Annotated in this window: 21 protein-coding genes and 1 pseudogene; 12 read left to right on the forward strand and 10 right to left on the reverse strand. The window is 71.7% G+C overall.

Annotated features, from left to right (window positions below; translation table 11 throughout):
- Positions 1 to 2 precede the first annotated feature (2 nt).
- Together AL2_RS21665 and AL2_RS21670 are read right to left on the reverse strand one after the other, a co-directional pair.
- On the reverse strand, positions 3 to 1,886 hold the full coding sequence (locus AL2_RS21665; protein WP_245666808.1) for a helix-turn-helix domain-containing protein: 1,884 nt from the start codon (positions 1,884 to 1,886) through the stop codon (positions 3 to 5).
- 11 nt (positions 1,887 to 1,897) lie between these two features.
- Entirely contained in the window at positions 1,898 to 2,686 is a 789-nt protein-coding gene (locus tag AL2_RS21670) for a 3-hydroxybutyrate dehydrogenase (protein WP_067636281.1), read from the reverse strand.
- A gap of 172 nt (positions 2,687 to 2,858) precedes the next feature.
- Here AL2_RS21670 and AL2_RS21675 point away from each other — a divergent pair, with 172 nt between their 5' ends.
- Positions 2,859 to 3,809 (forward strand): alpha/beta fold hydrolase, encoded by a 951-nt coding sequence (locus AL2_RS21675; protein ID WP_067636283.1) that lies wholly within the window; start codon positions 2,859 to 2,861, stop codon positions 3,807 to 3,809.
- Positions 3,810 to 3,899: 90 nt separating this feature from the next.
- Entirely contained in the window at positions 3,900 to 4,607 is a 708-nt protein-coding gene (locus AL2_RS21680; RefSeq protein ID WP_067636285.1) for a helix-turn-helix transcriptional regulator, read from the forward strand.
- 94 nt (positions 4,608 to 4,701) lie between these two features.
- On the opposite strand, the gene AL2_RS21685 is transcribed toward AL2_RS21680, so the two are convergent.
- Positions 4,702 to 5,277, reverse strand: a complete 576-nt coding sequence (locus AL2_RS21685) for a TetR/AcrR family transcriptional regulator (protein WP_067636287.1) — start codon at positions 5,275 to 5,277, stop codon at positions 4,702 to 4,704.
- Positions 5,278 to 5,398: 121 nt separating this feature from the next.
- Between AL2_RS21685 and AL2_RS21690 the strand changes: the two genes are divergently transcribed.
- On the forward strand, positions 5,399 to 5,806 hold the full coding sequence (locus tag AL2_RS21690) for a nuclear transport factor 2 family protein (protein ID WP_067636289.1): 408 nt from the start codon (positions 5,399 to 5,401) through the stop codon (positions 5,804 to 5,806).
- A 120-nt stretch (positions 5,807 to 5,926) separates the two neighbouring features.
- Here AL2_RS21690 and AL2_RS39320 read toward each other — a convergent pair whose 3' ends face one another.
- Together AL2_RS39320 and AL2_RS40140 are read right to left on the reverse strand one after the other, a co-directional pair.
- Complete coding sequence (locus AL2_RS39320) at positions 5,927 to 6,082, reverse strand: hypothetical protein (RefSeq protein ID WP_168444610.1); 156 nt, start codon at positions 6,080 to 6,082, stop codon at positions 5,927 to 5,929.
- An 862-nt stretch (positions 6,083 to 6,944) separates the two neighbouring features.
- A pseudogene (locus tag AL2_RS40140) lies at positions 6,945 to 7,304 on the reverse strand (GNAT family N-acetyltransferase); the annotation flags it as partial.
- A gap of 105 nt (positions 7,305 to 7,409) precedes the next feature.
- Here AL2_RS40140 and AL2_RS40145 point away from each other — a divergent pair.
- The gene (locus AL2_RS40145; RefSeq protein ID WP_067636610.1) at positions 7,410 to 7,820 is read left to right on the forward strand and encodes a RidA family protein; all 411 of its coding nucleotides are present in this window, start codon (positions 7,410 to 7,412) and stop codon (positions 7,818 to 7,820) included.
- Between the two features lie 92 nt (positions 7,821 to 7,912).
- Here AL2_RS40145 and AL2_RS36610 read toward each other — a convergent pair whose 3' ends face one another.
- Genes AL2_RS36610 through AL2_RS21705 form a run of 3 tightly spaced genes read right to left on the reverse strand, consistent with a single transcriptional unit; the run spans position 7,913 to position 9,218 of the window.
- Positions 7,913 to 8,173, reverse strand: a complete 261-nt coding sequence (locus AL2_RS36610; protein WP_083946761.1) for a DUF397 domain-containing protein — start codon at positions 8,171 to 8,173, stop codon at positions 7,913 to 7,915.
- Entirely contained in the window at positions 8,170 to 8,367 is a 198-nt protein-coding gene (locus tag AL2_RS21700; RefSeq protein WP_067636291.1) for a DUF397 domain-containing protein, read from the reverse strand. The genes AL2_RS36610 and AL2_RS21700 overlap by 4 nt, the downstream gene beginning before the upstream one ends.
- Positions 8,364 to 9,218 carry a helix-turn-helix domain-containing protein gene (locus AL2_RS21705; protein WP_067636293.1) on the reverse strand — a complete coding sequence of 285 codons (855 nt, stop codon included), beginning with the start codon at positions 9,216 to 9,218 and terminating at the stop codon, positions 8,364 to 8,366. The genes AL2_RS21700 and AL2_RS21705 overlap by 4 nt, the downstream gene beginning before the upstream one ends.
- A 196-nt stretch (positions 9,219 to 9,414) precedes the next feature.
- Between AL2_RS21705 and AL2_RS21710 the strand changes: the two genes are divergently transcribed.
- Positions 9,415 to 9,912, forward strand: a complete 498-nt coding sequence (locus tag AL2_RS21710) for an ATP-binding protein (RefSeq protein WP_067636295.1) — start codon at positions 9,415 to 9,417, stop codon at positions 9,910 to 9,912.
- The gene (locus tag AL2_RS21715) at positions 9,909 to 10,283 is read left to right on the forward strand and encodes a VOC family protein (protein WP_067636297.1); all 375 of its coding nucleotides are present in this window, start codon (positions 9,909 to 9,911) and stop codon (positions 10,281 to 10,283) included. The genes AL2_RS21710 and AL2_RS21715 overlap by 4 nt, the downstream gene beginning before the upstream one ends.
- 88 nt (positions 10,284 to 10,371) lie before the next feature.
- On the opposite strand, the gene aceE is transcribed toward AL2_RS21715, so the two are convergent.
- On the reverse strand, positions 10,372 to 13,158 hold the full coding sequence (aceE, locus tag AL2_RS21720; RefSeq protein WP_067636300.1) for a pyruvate dehydrogenase (acetyl-transferring), homodimeric type: 2,787 nt from the start codon (positions 13,156 to 13,158) through the stop codon (positions 10,372 to 10,374).
- Positions 13,159 to 13,475: 317 nt separating this feature from the next.
- On the opposite strand from aceE, the gene AL2_RS21725 reads away from it, so the two are divergent.
- The 6 genes from AL2_RS21725 to AL2_RS21750 all read left to right on the forward strand — a co-directional run bounded on the left by AL2_RS21725 (position 13,476) and on the right by AL2_RS21750 (position 16,942).
- Positions 13,476 to 13,673 (forward strand): DUF1918 domain-containing protein, encoded by a 198-nt coding sequence (locus AL2_RS21725; RefSeq protein WP_067636302.1) that lies wholly within the window; start codon positions 13,476 to 13,478, stop codon positions 13,671 to 13,673.
- A gap of 129 nt (positions 13,674 to 13,802) precedes the next feature.
- The gene (locus AL2_RS21730; protein ID WP_067636304.1) at positions 13,803 to 14,165 is read left to right on the forward strand and encodes a YjbQ family protein; all 363 of its coding nucleotides are present in this window, start codon (positions 13,803 to 13,805) and stop codon (positions 14,163 to 14,165) included.
- 232 nt (positions 14,166 to 14,397) lie between these two features.
- Positions 14,398 to 14,826 (forward strand): DUF3052 domain-containing protein, encoded by a 429-nt coding sequence (locus AL2_RS21735; protein ID WP_067636306.1) that lies wholly within the window; start codon positions 14,398 to 14,400, stop codon positions 14,824 to 14,826.
- Positions 14,827 to 14,844: 18 nt separating this feature from the next.
- On the forward strand, positions 14,845 to 15,336 hold the full coding sequence (locus AL2_RS21740) for a peroxiredoxin (RefSeq protein WP_067636308.1): 492 nt from the start codon (positions 14,845 to 14,847) through the stop codon (positions 15,334 to 15,336).
- Between the two features lie 69 nt (positions 15,337 to 15,405).
- Entirely contained in the window at positions 15,406 to 15,774 is a 369-nt protein-coding gene (locus AL2_RS21745; protein WP_067636310.1) for a hypothetical protein, read from the forward strand.
- Between the two features lie 109 nt (positions 15,775 to 15,883).
- Complete coding sequence (locus AL2_RS21750; protein ID WP_067636312.1) at positions 15,884 to 16,942, forward strand: ion channel; 1,059 nt, start codon at positions 15,884 to 15,886, stop codon at positions 16,940 to 16,942.
- A gap of 123 nt (positions 16,943 to 17,065) precedes the next feature.
- On the opposite strand, the gene AL2_RS21755 is transcribed toward AL2_RS21750, so the two are convergent.
- Positions 17,066 to 18,016: a phosphoribulokinase gene (locus AL2_RS21755; protein ID WP_083946762.1), complete on the reverse strand. Its 951-nt coding sequence runs from the start codon at positions 18,014 to 18,016 to the stop codon at positions 17,066 to 17,068.
- Positions 18,017 to 18,071 lie beyond the last annotated feature (55 nt).

Raw genomic sequence — 18,071 nt, forward strand, 5'->3', positions numbered from 1 at the left:
TTTCAGTGTGAGAGGCGGTGCAGGCGGAGGGCGAGCTGGAGTTCCAGGGCGCGCTCCGGGGCCTGCCAGTCCTCGCCGAGCAGGCGCGCGATGCGGTCGAGGCGCTGGCTCACGGTGTTCACGTGGATGTGCAGGCGCTCCGCCGTCCGCGACAGGCTCCCGCCCGTCCCGAAGTACGCCTCCAGGGTCTGGACGAGGGACGTGCCGCGCCGCTCGTCGTAGTCGAGGACGGGCCCGAGCGCGCTCGCGAGGAAGCCCGTCACGTCCCGGTCGTCGCCGATCAGCAGGCCGACGAACCCGAGTTCCGCCGCCCCGGCGCCGTCCCCGCGGCGGCCGAGCGACAGCAGCGCGTCGGCGCAGCGCTGCGCCTCCCGGTACGCGGCCGCGACGCCGGCCGGCCCGCTCACCGGGCCGGCCGCGCCGACCGTCGCGGGCCCGCCCAGCGAGGCGCCCAGCTCCTTCGCGACCCGGCGCGCAGCGTCACCCGGGCGGTCGCCCGGCAGGAGCAGCACGATCTCCTCCGCGCGGTCGGCGGCGAGCCCGTGCTCCACGGTCGCATAGGACGACGCCCAGAACGCCGCCCGCTGCCGGTGCTCGCGCGACTCGTACTTCGCGCACAGCACGACATGCGGGGCGTTCAGGTCGACGTCCACACGCCGGGCGCGGGCCGTCAGCGCCTCCGCGCCCGTCCGGCGGCCGGACAGCAGGTCGTCCAGCAGCTCGCCGCGCACCCGCCCCTCCGCCTCGGTGACGCTCCGCTGGAACAGCAGCAGCAGCGCGGTGACGAGCGCGGCCCGCTCCAGGATCCGCTGGTCGGCGTCGTCCACCTCGTCGGAGGTGCGCAGCGCGAGCGTGCCGAGCATCTCGTCGCCGGTCGACACCGACGCGATCCACAGATCGCCGCGCCTGACCGTCCGGCCCTGCGCGCGCGCAGAGTGCGCCGAGGCCGAGACCCCGGCCAGTTCGTCGTCGCCAAGGGCGCCTGGCACGGCGCCCGTCGTGGCGAGCTGGCGGCCGTCCGCGTCCAGGACGAAAAGGGTGCCGCCCAGCAACTCGGTCACGACCGCACCGACGTCTTCAACGCCACCACCCCGGACGACGACGGCCGTCATCCGGTCGTGCGCGCGCGCCGCCCGCTCTACGGCCGCGCTGCGCGCCTTGACCTCCTCGTTGGCGGCGCTCAGCTCGTCCAGAGCGGTACGGGTCTCGTCCAAGAGGCGCGCGTTGTCGATGGCGATCGCGGCGTGCGCGGCCAGCGACCCCAGCAGCGCCACCTCTTCCTGGTCGAACGGACGCTCGCTGCGGTTCGCGGCCGTCAGGACGCCGATGACGCGGCTGCCCAGCCGCATCGGCACGCCGAGGATGGCGACCAGGCCCTCCTCGGAGACGGCGTCGTCGATGTAACCGCGGTGCTGGAACTGCCCGTCCCCCAGGTAGTGGGCGCTGTTGTACGGCATGGCGGTCTGCGCGACGAGGCCGACGAGCCCGGTGCCCATCGGCAGCCGCAGCCGCCGGAACGCCGCCGACACCGACCCGTCCGTCACCCGCATGTAGGTGTCGCCGCGCTCGTCGTCGTTCAGCGTCAGGTAGGCGATGTCGGCGTTCAGCAGCCGCCGCGCGCGGCGGGTGATCGCCTCCAGCACCGCGTCGAGGTCGCGCAGCCCGGCGAGGTCGCCCGCGGTGTCGAACAGCGCCGCCAGCTCCGCCTCCCGCCGGGCGTGCCGCCGCATGATCATCCGGACCCGGAGCGCCGCCAGCTTGGCCGCCTCCAGCTCCTCCAGGACGGCGGGCGGCGCGCCGTCCGCCCGCGCCTGGACGAGGGGACCCTCGAACTCGACGGGGGAGGCCTCTCGGGCCAGCAGTTCGAGGAAGACGCCGCAGGACATACGGGCCATTCTCAATGGGCCGTCCAGCCGCCGTCGAGGGCGAGGGACGCGCCGGTCACCATCGAAGCCGAGGACGAGCACAGGTAAGCGACCAGCTCGGCCACCTCGTCCGGCTCGATCAGCCGCTTCATGGCCGCGTGCGCGAGCATCACCCGCTCGACGACCTCGCCCTCAGGCATGTCGTGCGCGCGCGCCTGGTCGGCGATCTGGCTCTCCACCAGCGGCGTCCGCACATAGGCGGGATTAACGCAGTTGGACGTCACGCCATGCGCGGCGCCCTCCAGTGCGATCACCTTGGACAGGCCCTCAAGCCCGTGCTTGGCCGTCACATACGCCGACTTGTACGGCGATGCCCGCAACCCGTGCACGGACGAGATGTTGACGATGCGTCCCCAGCCCCGCTCGTACATGCCGGGCAGCGCGTCCCGCACCAGCCGGAACGGCGCCTCCACCATCAGCCGCAGGATCCGCGCGAACATCTCCGGCGGGAACTCGTGGACGGGCGCCACATGCTGGATGCCCGCGTTGTTGACCAGGATGTCGACGCCGGCCGCCAGCCCGCCGAGCGCGTCCACCTCCGCGAGGTCGGCGAGCAGCGGGACGCCGCCGATCTCGGCCGCCGTCCGCTCCGCCGCCGCCCCGTCCAGGTCGGCCACCACCACCTCGGCGCCCGCCGCCGCCAGCCGCCGCGCGCACGCGCGGCCGATGCCGCCCGCACCGCCGGTGACCAGGGCGCGGCGGCCCGCCAGATCCAGCGTCCCCGAACTCCCCGCGGCCGCCCGCGGGCTCACGCTCGTCATGGGCAGAACCTACGGAGCCGGGCCCCGCCCTCCCATGTGTCCCGGGCACACAATCCACCCCTGAACCGTATGGCCGGACGGCACTGCGCCGTTCCGGCCATCCCCCCGCCCGAACTGGAATCGGTGGGGCTACCGTTGGCTCGCACGGTCCCGCCCACCGCGAGGGATATCGATGACCGAGATCACGCATCGCTTCGTCCAGTCGGAGAGCGGCCTGCGCATGCACGTCGCCGAGGCGGGCGAGGGACCGCTCGTGCTGCTCCTGCACGGCTTCCCCGAATGCTGGTACTCCTGGCGCCACCAGCTCACCGCGCTCGCCGAGGCCGGGTTCCACGCCGTCGCGCCCGACCAGCGCGGCTATGCCCGCACCGGCGGCCCCGCCGAGGCCGGCCAGTACACGATCCTGCACCTCGCGGGGGACGCGGTCGGGCTCATCGGCGCGCTCGGCGCGGACCGGGCCGTCGTCGCCGGCCACGACTGGGGAGCGCCGGTCGCGTGGGCCGTCGCGCAGATGCGCCCGGACAAGGTGCGCGGGGTGATCGGCATGTCGGTCCCGCACCGTCCGCGTTCCAGCCGGCCCCCGGTCGAGTCCATGCGCCGCCTGTTCGGCGACGGGTTCTACATGGTGCGCTTCCAGCAGCCGGACGCCCCGGAGGCCGACCTCGACCGCGACCGGGCGGCCACCTTCCGCCGGATGCTGTACGGGATGTCCGGTGACGGACCCGCCCCGGCGCTGGTCGCCCCCGAGGGCGGCGCGTTCCTCGACGTGCTCCCCGAGCCGGAGAAGCTGCCCGGCTGGCTCACCGGCGCCGACATCGCGACCTACGTCGAGGAGTACGCGGACAGCGGCTTCACCGGGCCGGTCAACTGGTACCGCAACCTGGACCGCAACTGGGAGCTCACCGCCGCCTGGCACCGCGCCCCCATCGGCCCGCCCGCGCTGTACATCGCCGGTGACCGCGACGTCGTCGCCGCCGGCGCCCGGAACGTGATCGACTCCATGGCCGACTTCGTGCCGAACCTCCGCGACACCGTCTGGCTGTCCGGATGCGGCCACTGGACGCAGCAGGAGCGCCCCGCCGAGGTCAACGAAGCGATGCTCGCCTTCCTCCGCGCCCTCTGACACTCCGAGACTCAGCAGTCGGTGCCAACGGGAAGGCGCACCTTCGGTACGTAGCCCGGAAATGTCGGAGCCCGCGCGTACGGTCGCCGCGTGAACCGGACCGACCGCTTGTACGCCCTCGTGGAGGAACTGCGCGCCTGCGCGCCGCGCCGGCTCGCCGCGCGCGAACTGGCCGCGCGGTACGAGGTGAGCGTCCGCACGATCGAGCGCGACATCGGCGCGCTCCAGCAGGCCGGCGTGCCGATCTTCGCGGACGTCGGCCGGGGCGGCGGCTACACCCTCGACAAGAGCCGGACGCTGCCGCCGCTGAACTTCACCCCCGCCGAGGCCGTCGCGGTCGCGATCACGCTGTCCCGGGCGGGCGGCTCACCGTACTCCCGGTCCGCCCGCACCGCCCTGCACAAGATCGTCGCCGCGATGTCGGCGGACGACGGCGCCTCGGCCCGCGAACTGGCCGCCCGCATCCGTTTCCTGGCCCCCGCCGAGAACGACGACCGGGCGTCCGTGCCGGCCGTGCTGGAGGAGGCCGTCCTGGCCCGCCGGGTGGTCCGCCTCACCTACGTCGACCGGACGGGCACCGAGACCGAGCGCGACGTCGAGCCCGTCACCTTCACCGCGTCCGGAAAGGGCTGGTACCTGACGGCCTGGTGCCGGCTGCGGGGCGGCTGCCGCGTGTTCCGCACCGACCGCGTCCGCCGCGCGGCCCTGCTGGAGGAAACCGCCCCCGACCGCTCCACCGAGGCCATGCACGACGACATCCCGTCCGACTACGTCGTCCGCCCCCTGGAGTTCGTCTAGAACCTCCAGGGCAGTCGCCGCCCTTTCCGAAGCTGGTTCCCGTCATCGGTTGGGGCGCGCCCGGAGCTTGCCTTTCCACACGCGCCGTTCCGGCTCAGCCGGACGCTCCCGGCCCGTCGAGCCCGTGGCGAATGATCGTGAGCAGGCGACGCACCCGGCCGGCGTCGGTGTCCGCGAGGGCGGCGGCGTTCGCGAGCGTCAGCACCTCGGCCACGGTGACGTCGGCGCGGACGGCGCCCGCCTCCCGGGCTCTGGCGAGAAGCGCCTCCGCCGTCGAGGTCATCGAGGCGTGCCAGTGGTGGAACAGCGCGGTGCGCCGCTCGGCATCGCCGTCGGTGCCGGCGAAGGCCAGCGTGCGCCTGGTCGCCACGTGGACGGCGAAGGCTTCCAGCCAGTCGAAGAGCGCCTCCCCGGGCGCCGCTTCCCGCAGCAGGGCGGCGCCCCGGTCGCAGAGCGCGGCGACCTCGTCGGCGTAGACCGCCACGAGCAGGTCACCGCGGGTCGGGTAGTGCCGGTAGAGGGTCGCGTTGCCGACGCCCGCCCGCCTGGCCACCTCGTCCAGGGCGACGTCCGGGCCGCGCTCGTCGAACAGGGCCCTGGCCGCCGCGAGCAGCAGCCGGGCGTTCCGCTCGGCGTCCGCGCGGCGCGGGCGTCCGAAGGCGGTCGTCATCCGGGCTCCCTGGTTGCTGAACGGGGATGTCCCCGCTTAGCTTAGCGGGGTCGATGACCGGGGAGATCCCCGTTTCGTTCCCGGCGAGGCCGCGCCCGCCGGCCCGCCTCCAGGAGGAGCGATGGCGTTCACCGCCGACGACCGCACCGCGATCACCGAGCTGATCTCGATGCACGGCCACCTGTGCGACAGCGGGGAACTGGACCGGCTGGGCGAGCTCTTCACTCCCGACGTCGTCTACGACGTCTCCGACTTCGGGCAGGAGCCCCTGCTGGGCGTCGCGGCCTGCGCAGCCGCGGGGCGTGCGCTGGGAGAGCTCAACCCGGTCGGCCATCACGTCACCAACGTCGTCCTCGCCGAGGTCGCCGACGACCGGGTGCACGCGCGGTCCAAGGGGCTCGGCGTCAACGCCGACGGGACCACCGGGAGCGTGACGTACGAGGACACCGTCGTCCGCACCCCGCGGGGCTGGCGGATCAGTCACCGGAAGGTCCGCGCGCACCGCAGGCCCCTGGGCGGACGGGCCTGATGCCGCGTGATGAGTTTGGCGGCGATGCCGCCTGGAGACCGGCAGCCGCGGTGAGCCGCATGGGGCACGGAGCGGCGACCGGCCCCGCGACCCGTTCGGCGGCATGGGCGGCCGGGGCGGTCAGGAGCGGCGCTTCGGCGGGAAGAGCGCGGTGACGGCGCGGATGACGGCGGCGCGGCGGGCGGCCAGGGTGGGATCGGCGGTGGCGCGGCGGGCGACGGCGGCCAGTTCGGCCTGGTCGAGCCAGGTGTGGGCGATCTGGGAGAGCACGGCCATGACGTCCACGGGATCCCACGTGGGACGTCCTCACCGATGAGCGCGGGCGCGACCTGCGCGAGGTGCTGCTCGAACTCGACGCCGGCCTGGCCCGGCAGCAGGAGGCCATCGGGGCGCGGCGGGCCCGGCTCGCCGCGCTGCTGGAAGAGGCGGAGCTACGGCCCGATTCGGCCGTCTCGCCCGAGATGGCGGATGTCCTGCGAGACCTGCCGCGAGGGCAGCCCGCGCAGCGCTGTTCGTGGCGGCGCTCCGGAGCGTCGGACTCCTGCTGCCCGCGAAGCTGCGCAGGATCATGGCGTTCGATGCGAAGGGCATGGTCAGCCTGGCGCTGCTCGTCGCGCGGCGCCGGCACGGGGTGCCGCCGGGCGCGGTCGGCGTAACGTACTCGGGCGCCCAGCTCGCCCTCCAGGCGGGTTTCCTCTTCGCGATGGTCGTCGAGATCGTGGGCGTGGAACTGCTGCTGCGGGCCATCGACGCGCCCGAGGGGCTGCGTGCGGCCTTCCTGGTGATCGACCTGTACTCGATCCTGGTCGTGCCGGCGGTCATCGCGGCGTGCGTCACCCGGCCGCCCGTGCTGTCGGACGAGGAACTGCGCGTCCGGTACGGGGCGTTCTTCGACCTCCGCATCCCGCGCACCCAGATCTCCTCTCTCCGGATCGTCCGGAACTACAACGAGAGCGGCATGGTCAAGGTGCTGGACGACCGGCTCGCGGTGGCGGTGGCGTCCCAGACGAACGTGGTCGTGCCGATACCAGGTTCCCGGCTTACCGCCGAGGTCGGCCGGGTCCGCCGGGCCGACCGGGACGAACCCGGCCTTGGTCAGCACCCTCTGAGACGCGGCATTGTTGCGGGAGGCGGCCGCACGCAGCGTGCGCAGCCCGTGCCGCGCCACCGCCAGCCGGCACAGTTCCCGGACGGCCGCGGTCGCCACGCCACGTCCGGTGACGTGCTGCGCGACCCGGTAACCGAGTTCAGCAGTGCCGTCCCCGAAGCGGTACAGGTTGAACCGGCCCAGAACCGAGCCATCCTCGGCGACGAGCACGTAGAAGGCGCTCTTTCCGGCCTCTTGCTCAGCCAGCAGGGCGCTGTACAGTTCGGTGAACTGGTCGAAGAACTCGTCACCGCGGTCGGAGACCGAGGCGGCGAAGTAGGCGCGGTTCACCAGCTCGAAGGCCAGGACCGCCGGGGCATGGCCGGCATGCAGCCGCTCCAGCTCGGGCACCGCCCGACACTACCCGGAAGATGTGTTGAGGCCACCTGGGTTTCCGCCGGCGGCGGACAGCCCCAGGGGGTGCGTGCCGGCACCGCGCTAGGCAGACTCGCGGACATGACCGAGAAGATCACCCGAATCAACCCCGAGCAGCTGCATGAGACGCCCGGCTACCACCACGTCACGGTGGTGGAGGCAGGGCGTACGGCCTACCTGGCGGGACAATGCCCGCTTGATCGGAACGGTGACCTCGTCGGTGCCGGTTCCCTTGAGACGCAGGTCGACCAGGTCGTCGCGAACGCCCTCACTGCCCTGGCAGCGGCGGGTGCCCGGCCGCCACACGTGGTGCGGTCAGTGATCTACGTGCGGAGCGACGAACGGGAACATCTCGCAGCCGCATGGCGTCGGCTCACCGAGTCCGCCCTGGGGGCGGCGTTCACCACCGCCAGCACGCTCCTCGGCGTTGCCCAGCTGGGCTTTCCCGGACAACTCGTCGAGGTGGATCTCACCGTGGCGCTGCCTGACTGACGTCGAACGGCGCATAGAGCTGGGTAGCCCAGCCGCGGTGCTCTACGCGGGACGATCAGCGCAAGCGCTGGACAGGCCAGCACCGGGTGCGTTCACTTGCGGCGTGTTGCCCTTTCCGGCGCGCTCATAGGGGCAACACGCCGCAAGTGAACGAGTGTCGACCCGGCCGGGGTTCGTGGACGGAGGTGAGTGAGGAGGTCGGCGAAGCTCGAGCGGGTGAGTGTGAGATGTCCTGCGGCGGGGTCCTTGCTGTCGCGGATGCCGATGCGGCCGTCCAAGTGGGCGATCTCGACGCACTCGCCTTCGTTGCCGCCGCTGTGGGTGCTCTTGCGCCAGTGGGGCGGGGTGGTCACGGCTGGGACGTCAAGTGGGTGAGGAGGGCGGCGAAGCCCTGACGGGTAACGGTCAAGTGTGGGGCGGTGGGGTTCTTGCTGTCGCGGATGCCGACGCGGTCGTTGAGGTCGGCGATCTCAACGCAGTTGCCTTCGTTGCCGCCGCTGTAGCTACTCTTGCGCCAGATGGACTGGGTCAGTTCGGGGGCCCTCATGATTGCGACGCTATCTCGTCCATGAGCTTCAGCGAAGCGGTTCTGCTCAGGGCTGCCGAGAGCAGCAGTTCGAAGGTCTCCTCGTGGGCTGCGACCTTCTCCTCATCCTCAACGAAGAGGTTCTGGGCGTACTGATCGACGACGGACACAGTTAGGCGTCCGGGCGGGCGCAGAGAGATGAGAAGGTGCGGGCTGCCGAACCAGAGATACTCGCTGGCAGTGCTGGGGAGTACGCGGAGGTCCACGTGATCGAGCGGGGCGACTTCGGCCAGCCGACGATTTTGTGTGCGCAGGATCGCGGGATCACCGCCGACCTGGTTGTGGAGGACCGCCTCCGCGATGATCGGCATATAGCGGGGTGGGTCGGGACGGTTCAGCACTCGCTGGCGGGATAGCCGGAAATCGACCAGTGTCTTTGCGTTGCGCGGCTGCTTCGCAGGGCCGACGGAGATGAGCTTCTTCGTGTACTCAGGGACTTGAAGGAGTCCCGGGACGATGCTGGGCTCGAAGTTGCGGATCTCGGCGGCGTCCTCTTCAAGGCTGGCCAGGTCCAGGGCAGCGGCGGAGATCCGGTACTCGTAGGCCCGCTTCCATGTGCCGGGTTTGTGGGTGGCGAGGTGGAGGAGGGATTCGCGGAGGGGGCCGTCCTCGATGCCGTAGAAGTCGAGGAGGTCGGCGAGTTCGTCGGGGGCGATGGTCTGGAGGCCGTTCTCGACCATGCTCATCCAGCCCTGCGAGCGGCCGAAGCGGCGGGCGACGGTGGCGACGGTCAGGTTGTGGTGGTCGCGTGCTTTGCGGAGCGCCGAGCCGATCCGGCGCTGGCGAACGGTGGGGGCGTTCCCGGAAGGCATCTCTCCAGCGTGTCACCGAGCGTGGTTGCTCGTACACGGAATCGCGGCGGATTGAACGTTCAGCCGGGAAACGTTCAGGGCGGGCGACACGAGGGCTTCGGGCGGCGAATGTGGCGGGCGATTCCGAATCGAAGGGAGGCGCAGGAATGGGAGCGCCCGAGACGAGAAGGACGCCGGCGGCCCGGCGCGGTGTGTCGTGGACGGCGGGGTGATGAGCGCCGGGATGGTCGTGCTCGGCACGCTCACGCTGCCCGGCGTCCGGCGGTCGGTGGGGTTCGCGCGGCGGTTCCTGCGCGACCTGCTGCCTCCGGGGCATCCCGCGCTGGACGACCTGGTCACGGTCGGCAGCGAGACCGTCTCCAACGCAATCGCCCATACGGCCTCGGGCAAGGGCGGCCGGGTGACGGTCAGCCTGCTCGGCGGAGGGGACTTCTACCTGCTGGAGGTCGCCGACGACGGCGCGGGCGGCGGACGGCCGCGGGTCGAGGCGGAGACCGGGGCCGAGGGCGGGCGCGGGCTACGGATCGTGGAGGCCCTGGCGGAGGCCTGGGGGTTCCGGACGGACGGCGACCGCACCATCGTGTGGGCGCGGTTCCACTCGCCGTGTGGAATTCTCCTGGCAAACACCGACAGGGGGTTGTCGCGAAGCTCCGGGACGCTGGTGCCAGCAGCGTTCGAAGGAGGAGATCAATGAGTGTTCCCGCGTTCAACACCGTGGCGTGGTTCCAGGTGGGCACCGACGCGCCGGAGGAGGCCCGCCGCTTCTACGGCGACATGTTCGGCTGGCAGTTCGCACTCGACCCGGACGCCGACGGCTACGACCTGGTGAGCTACCCCGGGGCCGACGCGCCGAGCGGCGGCATCTCGCACGAGCCGGACCCCTCCCGCAATCACGCGATGTTCTTCGTCCTGGTCGAGGACGTGGAGGCCGTCTGCGAGCGGACGGTGAAGCACGGCGGCAAGGTCGCCATGCCCGCCCTGACCACGGGCAACGGCCTCACGTTCGCCTACCTCCAGGACACGTCCGGCAACACCTTCGGCGTCTTCAGGCCCCCGGCCGGCTGACCTGGGAGCACGAAGGGCCCCGAGGCGAACCTCGGGGCCCTTCCGGTCATTGCGGCCTACACCTCCGCAATCACCGCGTCATCCCTGGTCAGGCGTCTCCGCCCGTGTTGCTCTCGGCGCTGCCCACGCCGCCCGCGAAGACGTCGCTGACGGACGCGTTCAGGCGGTAGCGCTCGATCGCCTGCGGGAGCGTCTCCGGCTTGACCTCGCCGTGGCGGGCGAGCCGGGTCAGCACCGCGAGGACGATCGACGCGGCGTCCACGTGGAAGAACCGGCGGGCGGCGGCGCGGGTGTCGGAGAAGCCGAACCCGTCGGTGCCGAGCGCGGTGAAGTCCGTGTGCACCCACGGGGCGATCTGGTCGGGTACGGCCCGGGTGTAGTCCGATACCGCGACGATCGGCCCGGCGACGTTGTCGAGCGTCCGGGTGACGTACGGGACGCGCTGCTCGGCGTCCGGGTTCAGCATGTTCCACTCGTCGCACGCGCGGGCCTCGCGGGCCAGTTCGTTCCACGAGGTGGCCGACCACACGTCGGCGGCGACGCCCCAGTCCTCGGCGAGGAGGCGCTGCGCCTCCAGCGCCCACCGGCCGCCGACGCCCGACGCGAGGATCTGCGCGCGCGGCGCCTCCCCGTTGCCGGACGCCCCGGAGGCGGCCCTGTACCGGTACAGGCCCTTGAGGAGGCCGTCGACGTCGAGGTCCGCCGGCTCGGCGGGCTGCTGGTACGGCTCGTTGTAGACGGTGAGGTAGTAGAAGACGTCCTCGCCGCCCGGGTGCTCCTCGGACGACCCGTACATGCGGCGCAGCGCGTCCCGCACGATGTGGCCCAGCTCGAACGCCCACGCCGCGTCGTAGTGGACGCAGGCGGGGTTGGACGCCGCGAGCAGGGGGGAGTGGCCGTCGGCGTGCTGCAGGCCCTCACCGGTGAGTGTGGTGCGCCCGGCGGTGGCGCCGAGGAGGAACCCGCGGCCCATCTGGTCGCCGAACGCCCACATCTGGTCGCCGGTCCGCTGGAACCCGAACATCGAGTAGAAGATGTACACCGGGATCATGTGCTCGCCGTGCGTGGCATAGGCCGTGCCCGCGGCGATCGCGGACGCCATCGAGCCGGCCTCGCTGATGCCCTCGTGCAGCATCTGGCCGCTCTCGGACTCCTTGTACGACAGCAGCAGCTTGCGGTCCACCGCGTCGTAGGTCTGCCCGTGCGGAGAGTAGATCTTGGACGTGGGGAACAGCGAGTCCATGCCGAACGTGCGGTACTCGTCCGGGGCGATCGGCACGAACCGGGCGCCGATGTTCTCGTCCTTGATCAGGTCCTTGAGCAGCCGGACGAACGCCATGGTCGTGGCGACGTTCTGCTTGCCCGAGCCCTTCTTCATCTCGGCGTAGACCGGGTCGCCGGGCAGTTTGAGCGGCTTGGACCGCACGTCCCGCTTCGGCAGGAACCCGCCGAGCGCGGCGCGCCGCTCGCGCATGTACTGGATCTCGTCGGAGTCCTCGCCCGGATGGTAGTAGGGCGGCAGCGGCTGCTCCAGCGCCGAGTCGGGGATGTCCAGGTAGAGCCGGTCCCGGAACTCCTTCAGCTCGGCCTTGGTGAGCTTCTTCATCTGGTGGGTGGCGTTGCGGGCCTCGAAGTCGGAGCCGAGCGTCCAGCCCTTGATGGTGTGGGCGAGGATCACCGTCGGCTGCCCGACGTGCTCGCGGGCCGCCTTGAACGCCGCGTAGACCTTGCGGTAGTCGTGGCCGCCGCGCGACAGCTTGCGCAGGTCGTCGTCCGGCAGATGCTGGACGATCTTGCGCAGCCGCGGGTCGGCGCCGAAGAACTTCTCCCGGATGTACTCGCCGGACTCGACGGAGAACGTCTGGAACTGCCCGTCCGGGGTGGTGTTCATCTGGTTGACCAGCACGCCGTCGACGTCCTGGGCGAGCAGCGGGTCCCAGTCGCGGCCCCAGATGACCTTGATCACGTTCCAGCCGGCGCCGCGGAAGAACGACTCCAGCTCCTGGATGATCTTGCCGTTGCCGCGTACCGGGCCGTCCAGCTGCTGGAGGTTGCAGTTGACGACGAAGGTGAGGTTGTCGAGCTCCTCGCGGGCGGCGAGGCCGATCGCGCCGAGCGACTCCGGCTCGCCCATCTCGCCGTCGCCGAGGAACGCCCACACGTGCGAGCGGGACGTGTCCTTGATCTTGCGGTTGTACAGGTAACGGTTGAACCGCGCCTGGTACACCGAGTTGATCGCGGTCAGCCCCATGGACACCGTGGGGAACTCCCAGAAGCCCGGCATGAGCCGCGGGTGCGGGTAGGACGACAGGCCGCCGCCGGGGTGCGACTGCTCCTGCCGGAACCCGTCCAGCTTCTCCTCGGGGAGGCGTCCCTCCAGGAAGGCGCGGGCGTAGATGCCGGGCGCCGCGTGCCCCTGGATGAACACCTGGTCGCCGGACTCGCCGTGGTCCTTGCCGCGGAAGAAGTGGTTGAAGCCGACCTCGTACAGAGACGCGGCGGAGGCGTAGGTGGCGATGTGGCCGCCGACGCCGAGTTCGGGGCGGTTGGCGCGCGACACCATGATCGCGGCGTTCCACCGGATGTAGGCGCGGATGCGCCGCTCCACGTGCTCGTCGCCGGGGAACCAGGGCTCGTGCTCCGGCGGGATGGTGTTGATGAAGTCGGTGCTGCGCAGGCCGGGCACTCCGACCTGCAGCTCGCGGGCCCTCTCCAGGAGGCGGAGCATCACGTACCGCGCCCTGCCGCGGCCCTCGGTCTTGATGACCGTGTCCAGCGATTCCAGCCATTCCCGGGTTTCGTCCGGGTTGATGTCGGGCAGCTGGCTCGGCAGGCCGTCGCTGATGATCGAAAAGCGTTGACGTCCGGAAGCCACGGGGTCCCCTCTGTCCTTACCGTCTTTGCTGGTGAGACCGGTGGCCGCCGCACGGGAGGCCACCGGTCCCCGGCAGACTGTCGGTGGCTCGTCTGGTGATCCCATCGTCGCCGTTTATGACGGCTAACGCATCTCTACCAACCGGTAACCATTCGCCCCGGTCAACCGGGGTACCACCCTCCGCGAGGACGCCTTTTTCCCGTCCCGGGGGGATTGCCCTCGACGGGGTGCGGGGACGTTTGAGGCTGGGGGGAACGACCCGCCAGATACCCGGCACGGTCCGTCCCGGTGGCGGACGAACGAGCTTGGGAGAAGAGATGAACGGACAGATCGGGGACCGGCTGCACGTCCATGGCAACGTCGTGGGGCAGCCGGACCGGACCGGCGAGATCATCGAGGTACGGGGCAGGGACGGCGGCCCGCCGTTCCTGGTCAGGTTCGAGGACGGCCACGAGACGCTCGTCTATCCGGGGCCGGACGCGGTGATCGAGTCCCGGGAGCATATCCCGCACTGAGGGAGCCGCTGGGAGAGCCGTACCGCGAGGAGATCCGTGCGGGCGCGGGCGCGTCCGGTGCCGCGGATGGGGTAGACACGGGATCATGGAGAGCACCGTGGTCCGGGTGGCCACGGTACGAGCGAGGCCGTGCACGACATCACGGCCGAATGCGAGCGGTTCGCCGCGTCGGCGGGCGGCGACGGGCTGCTGCACGTCTTCGTCCCGCACGCGACCGCCGGCGTGGCGATCCTCGAACTGGGCTCCGGCAGCGACGACGACCTGCTGGCCGCGCTGCGCGACCTGCTGCCGGCGGACGACCGCTGGCGGCACGCGCACGGTTCCCGGGGGCACGGGCGGTCGCACGTGATGCCCGCCCTCGTCCCGCCGTTCGCGACCCTCCCGGTCGTGGGCGGGCGCCTCGCCCTCGGCACCTGGCAGTCGGTCGCCCTCGTCGACCTCAACGTGGACAACCCCGATCGCCAGGTCCGGTTGTCCTTCATCCGGGGATGAGCGGAGCGAATCGGGGCGTGCAGGAGGCCGCCACCCCGCGCGAGGCGGGGGTGAAACGAGGAATCCGGCCAATGAGGGCGGCAAAAAGGCCGGAAGACACTTGCGCTAGAGGCCCTCACTTGTGTGGACTGTCCCGCAAACACCGCACAGGTGCGGGCGGCCGCCCATCCCGGGGGGCTGGGGAACGACAGAGCACGGCACCGTGCGGACTGACGACAATGGGAGGACTTTCGTGAGCGCGACCGCGGGTCAGGCGCAGTCTGAGCGCAGCCTGGCCGAACGGCTCGGCCTTAAGGCGGGCCAGGTGGTGCAGGAGATCGGCTTCGACGACGACGTGGACGAGGAGCTTCGTCGCTCCGTCGAGGAACTCACGGGGAACGAACTGGTCGACGAGGACTACGAGGACGTCGTCGACATCGTGCTGCTGTGGTGGCGCGAGGAGGACGGGGACCTGTTCGAAGACCTGACCGACGCGATGATCCCGCTCACCGGCGGCGGCACCATCTGGCTGCTGACGCCCAAGGCGGGCCGGGACGGGCACGTGGAGCCGAGCGACATCGGGGAGGCCGCGCAGACGGCCGGGCTCTCGCAGACCAGCAGCATCAGCGCCGCCAGGGAGTGGTCAGGCACGCGGCTGGTCGCGCCCAAGGTCCGCAAGTAGCGGGGGACGGTACGCGACTTGGCCGTCAACACGGGCGACAATTCGGGCGGCGTCGACGTGGGCGACGAGGCGCCGGACTTCGAACTGCGGGACCAGCACGGCACGCCGGTGCGGCTGTCGGGCCTCCGCGGTGAGAAGAAGGTCGTCCTCGTGTTCTATCCGCTGGCGTTCAGCGGCGTGTGCACGGGGGAGCTGTCCCGGCTGAGGGACGAGTTCCAGGACGTGGCCGGCGACGAGGGCGACGTGCGGTTGCTCGCCGTCTCGGTCGACTCGATGTTCGCGCTGCGCGCCTGGTCCGATCAGGAGAAGTTCTGGTTCCCGCTGCTGGCCGACTTCTGGCCGCACGGCGGGACCGCGCGGCGCTACGGCGTTTTCGACGAGGCGAAGGGGCTGGCGCTTCGCGGCACCTTCGTCATCGACACCGAGGGCGTGGTCCGGTGGAAGGTCGTGAACGCGATCCCGGACGCACGTGACATAGACGAGTACCGCAAGGCGCTCGCCGGGCTCTGAGCGAAACGGACCGGTTCCGGGCCACCGAGAGGGATGGCCGGAACCGGTCCCCGCACCTCTGGAGGTGTGATGCCCTGCTTCCGCTGCGGGGCGCGGCAGACCGATCCCGTGCGGGGCGCGAGCCCGTGGAAGCGCGGGGTCCGGGCGGACCGCCAGGTCCTGGTCTGCCCCGGCTGCCAGGCCGTCCACGACTGGGCGGACGACCTGGACCGCTGCTCGGCCTGCGGCTCGGCGGCCCTGGTGTGCCGGCTGGGCGAGGTCGAGTGCCGCGACTGCGGGCACACCCGCGCCGCCGTCCGGGAGGAGACCGGTCCGGGCGACCTGGTGCACTCCGGCGCCGAGCGGCCGTCCGGCGCGGACCGGCCGTCCGACGGCGGCCTGTCGGAGGAGGTGGCGGCGGCCCTGTCCCGCGTCCTGAAACGCGGCCCGGCCCGCTGAGCGGCGGGGTCCCGTTGGCCGTGTCCGGCCAGGGGCGTCGCACGGCGTGGCCGCGTTTCCGGGGTTTCCCGGCTTGACGTGGGGATTTGCTCGCTGCGACGCTGCGCGGATGCCGATCGTGCTGTTGCGCCTGGTGAACCGGATCACCGGGCGGTCCTGGCGGATGCCCGCGCTGGTGCTCGCCGCGGCCTTCCTGCTGGGGTGGCTGCTGATCGCGGTGTTCGAGGAGCCCGGCGCCGAGCTCAAGAACCCCGTCGACTACGTCTGGTACTTCGTCGTCAGCGGCACGACGACCGGGTACGGGGACCTGTCCCCGAGCACGGCCGGCGGCCGGATCGGCGGCGTGATCATCATCGTGGCCGGGCTCACCGCCGGGCTGGTGATGTTCGCCGAGCTGACGCTGTGGATGGGGAAGGGCAGGATGATGAAGGCCACGGGCCGGGCGCGGTTGCAGAAGCGGGGCCACGTCGTGGTGGTCGGCTACGAGCGCGAGGCGATGCGGGCCATCATCGGCCAGCTGCGCGCCGACCCCGCGTTCGCGAAGACGCCCGTCGTCGCGCTGTTCTGGCCGGAGGAGCTGCAGGGCGAGAACCCCGACCCCGATCTCTACGACGTGGTCGCCAACGACGACACCGCCTACGAGCGGGCGTGCCTGGAACGTGCCCGGACCGCCCTCATCGTGGGACGTTCCGACGACGAGACCGTCCGGGTCATGCTCGGCGTGTCCGCCTACCTGCGGCGCAACGGGGAGCCGCCCGTCCATCTGCTGGCGGGGCTGCGCGACGGCGGCCGCCGCGCCGAGATCACCGAGGCGCTGAACCTGGTCAGCACGGACATCGAGCCGGTCGACATCGACGATCCGGCGGTGGTGGCGGTCGCGATCCGCAACCCGGGCGTCGCCGCGATCTACCACAACCTCGCCAGCACGCTCGACACCGACGGCACCCTCTACCGCGTGGACGTCCCCGAGGACGCCGGCGAGTGGTCCCGCATCGACCTCGCGATCTTCCTGCTCCGGCAGGGGAGCACGCTGCTCGCGGTCGGCGAGTCGCACCGTCCCAACGCCCGGTTCCGGCTCACGTCCCTCCCGGGCGAGAAGGTCCGGGGCGGGCAGTCGCTGGCGGTGGTGGCGCCCGACCGTCCGACCATTCCGTGGCACGAGCTCTGACGAAGTTGCCGGGAGGGCGCCGGCGCGCCCGCGTGGCGCCCTCCCGGCGGCCGCCTGCGCGCGGCCCGGGGCACAGGTCCGAAGCCCCGGGGCCTCCCCGCGCGCATGCGGAGCCTTATGCGCTCATGCCGCCTGCCGGTGGTCGGCGTCGAGCAGGTGGTACAGCAGGAGCAGCTGAGTGATCGCCAGCGGGTCGCTGGTGCCGGCGTCGCCGAGCCTGCCGAGCGCCTCCGGGTCGGGGAGCGCGGCCCCGGCGCGGGGGCCGAGCCGTTCCCAGATGGCCTTCTTGACGACCTGGGACTCCTCGGGCGAGACGTAGCCGTGGACGTGCAGGGCGTCGACCGGGCGTCCGTCGGTGTCGCGGTGCAGCCGCAGGTGCATGGCGGTCTCGGTGTCGCCGGGCCCGCCGTCCAGGACGTCCACGAGTTCGGGGTGGTCGATCGTGGGGCGCAGCAGCAGCTCGGCGGACAGCGGCGTGCCGGGCGGGTCGAGGCGCTCGGCGACCGGGGCGAACCGGACGACGATGTCGGCGTGCTTGCGCTGCGGGCGGATGTAGGCGGCGCTCTCCGGTTCGCGGCGCGCCAGCTCCGCCATGACCTGCTCGGGGCTGTAGCCGCGCTTCTCGCAGTCGCGGCGCACCTTCCAGGAGTGGCGCAGCGGCTCCGGCGGGTCGAGGTAGACGGTGATGTCGAAGCAGGCCCGCGCCATCCGGGTGTGCAGCGGCAGCAGGCCCTCGACGATCACGAAGTCGCGGGGCTCGACCAGTTCCGGCCGGACGAGCTCGCCGGTCGAGTGGTCGTAGACGGGCTTCAGGATCGGCTCGCCCATCGACAGCAGCTGGAGGTGCTGCTCCATGATGTCGATGTGGTTGCAGTCGGGGTGCAGCGCCGTGAACGGCTTGCCGGCCCGTTCCGCGCGGTCGTAGCGGTGGTAGTCGTCCACGCAGACGGCGGTCATCCGGTCCGCCCCCAGACACTGCACAAGCCCCCTGGTCAGCGTCGTCTTGCCCGCGGCGCTGTCCCCCGCGATGGCGAGCATGACGGGGCGGCGGCCGGACCCGCGCGCCCGGAGCATATGCACGATCCGATGGGGCACCTGGCTCCTCCGTTCTGCGGAAACCAATTTTCGT

Source organism: Actinomadura latina NBRC 106108, assembly GCF_001552195.1.
Taxonomy (GTDB): Bacteria; Actinomycetota; Actinomycetes; order Streptosporangiales; family Streptosporangiaceae; genus Spirillospora; species Spirillospora latina.

Coding starts and splice junctions, on each gene's coding strand:
- AL2_RS21665 (WP_245666808.1), bottom strand. CDS start 1,886: ATGTCCTGCGGCGTCTTCCTCGAACTGCTGGCCCGAGAGGCCTCCCCC.
- AL2_RS21670 (WP_067636281.1), bottom strand. CDS start 2,686: ATGACGAGCGTGAGCCCGCGGGCGGCCGCGGGGAGTTCGGGGACGCTG.
- AL2_RS21675 (WP_067636283.1), top strand. CDS start 2,859: ATGACCGAGATCACGCATCGCTTCGTCCAGTCGGAGAGCGGCCTGCGC.
- AL2_RS21685 (WP_067636287.1), bottom strand. CDS start 5,277: ATGACGACCGCCTTCGGACGCCCGCGCCGCGCGGACGCCGAGCGGAAC.
- AL2_RS21690 (WP_067636289.1), top strand. CDS start 5,399: ATGGCGTTCACCGCCGACGACCGCACCGCGATCACCGAGCTGATCTCG.
- AL2_RS39320 (WP_168444610.1), bottom strand. CDS start 6,082: ATGGCCGTGCTCTCCCAGATCGCCCACACCTGGCTCGACCAGGCCGAA.
- AL2_RS40145 (WP_067636610.1), top strand. CDS start 7,410: ATGACCGAGAAGATCACCCGAATCAACCCCGAGCAGCTGCATGAGACG.
- AL2_RS21700 (WP_067636291.1), bottom strand. CDS start 8,367: ATGAGGGCCCCCGAACTGACCCAGTCCATCTGGCGCAAGAGTAGCTAC.
- AL2_RS21705 (WP_067636293.1), bottom strand. CDS start 9,218: ATGCCTTCCGGGAACGCCCCCACCGTTCGCCAGCGCCGGATCGGCTCG.
- AL2_RS21715 (WP_067636297.1), top strand. CDS start 9,909: ATGAGTGTTCCCGCGTTCAACACCGTGGCGTGGTTCCAGGTGGGCACC.
- AL2_RS21725 (WP_067636302.1), top strand. CDS start 13,476: ATGAACGGACAGATCGGGGACCGGCTGCACGTCCATGGCAACGTCGTG.
- AL2_RS21745 (WP_067636310.1), top strand. CDS start 15,406: ATGCCCTGCTTCCGCTGCGGGGCGCGGCAGACCGATCCCGTGCGGGGC.
- AL2_RS21750 (WP_067636312.1), top strand. CDS start 15,884: ATGCCGATCGTGCTGTTGCGCCTGGTGAACCGGATCACCGGGCGGTCC.
- AL2_RS21755 (WP_083946762.1), bottom strand. CDS start 18,016: ATGCTCCGGGCGCGCGGGTCCGGCCGCCGCCCCGTCATGCTCGCCATC.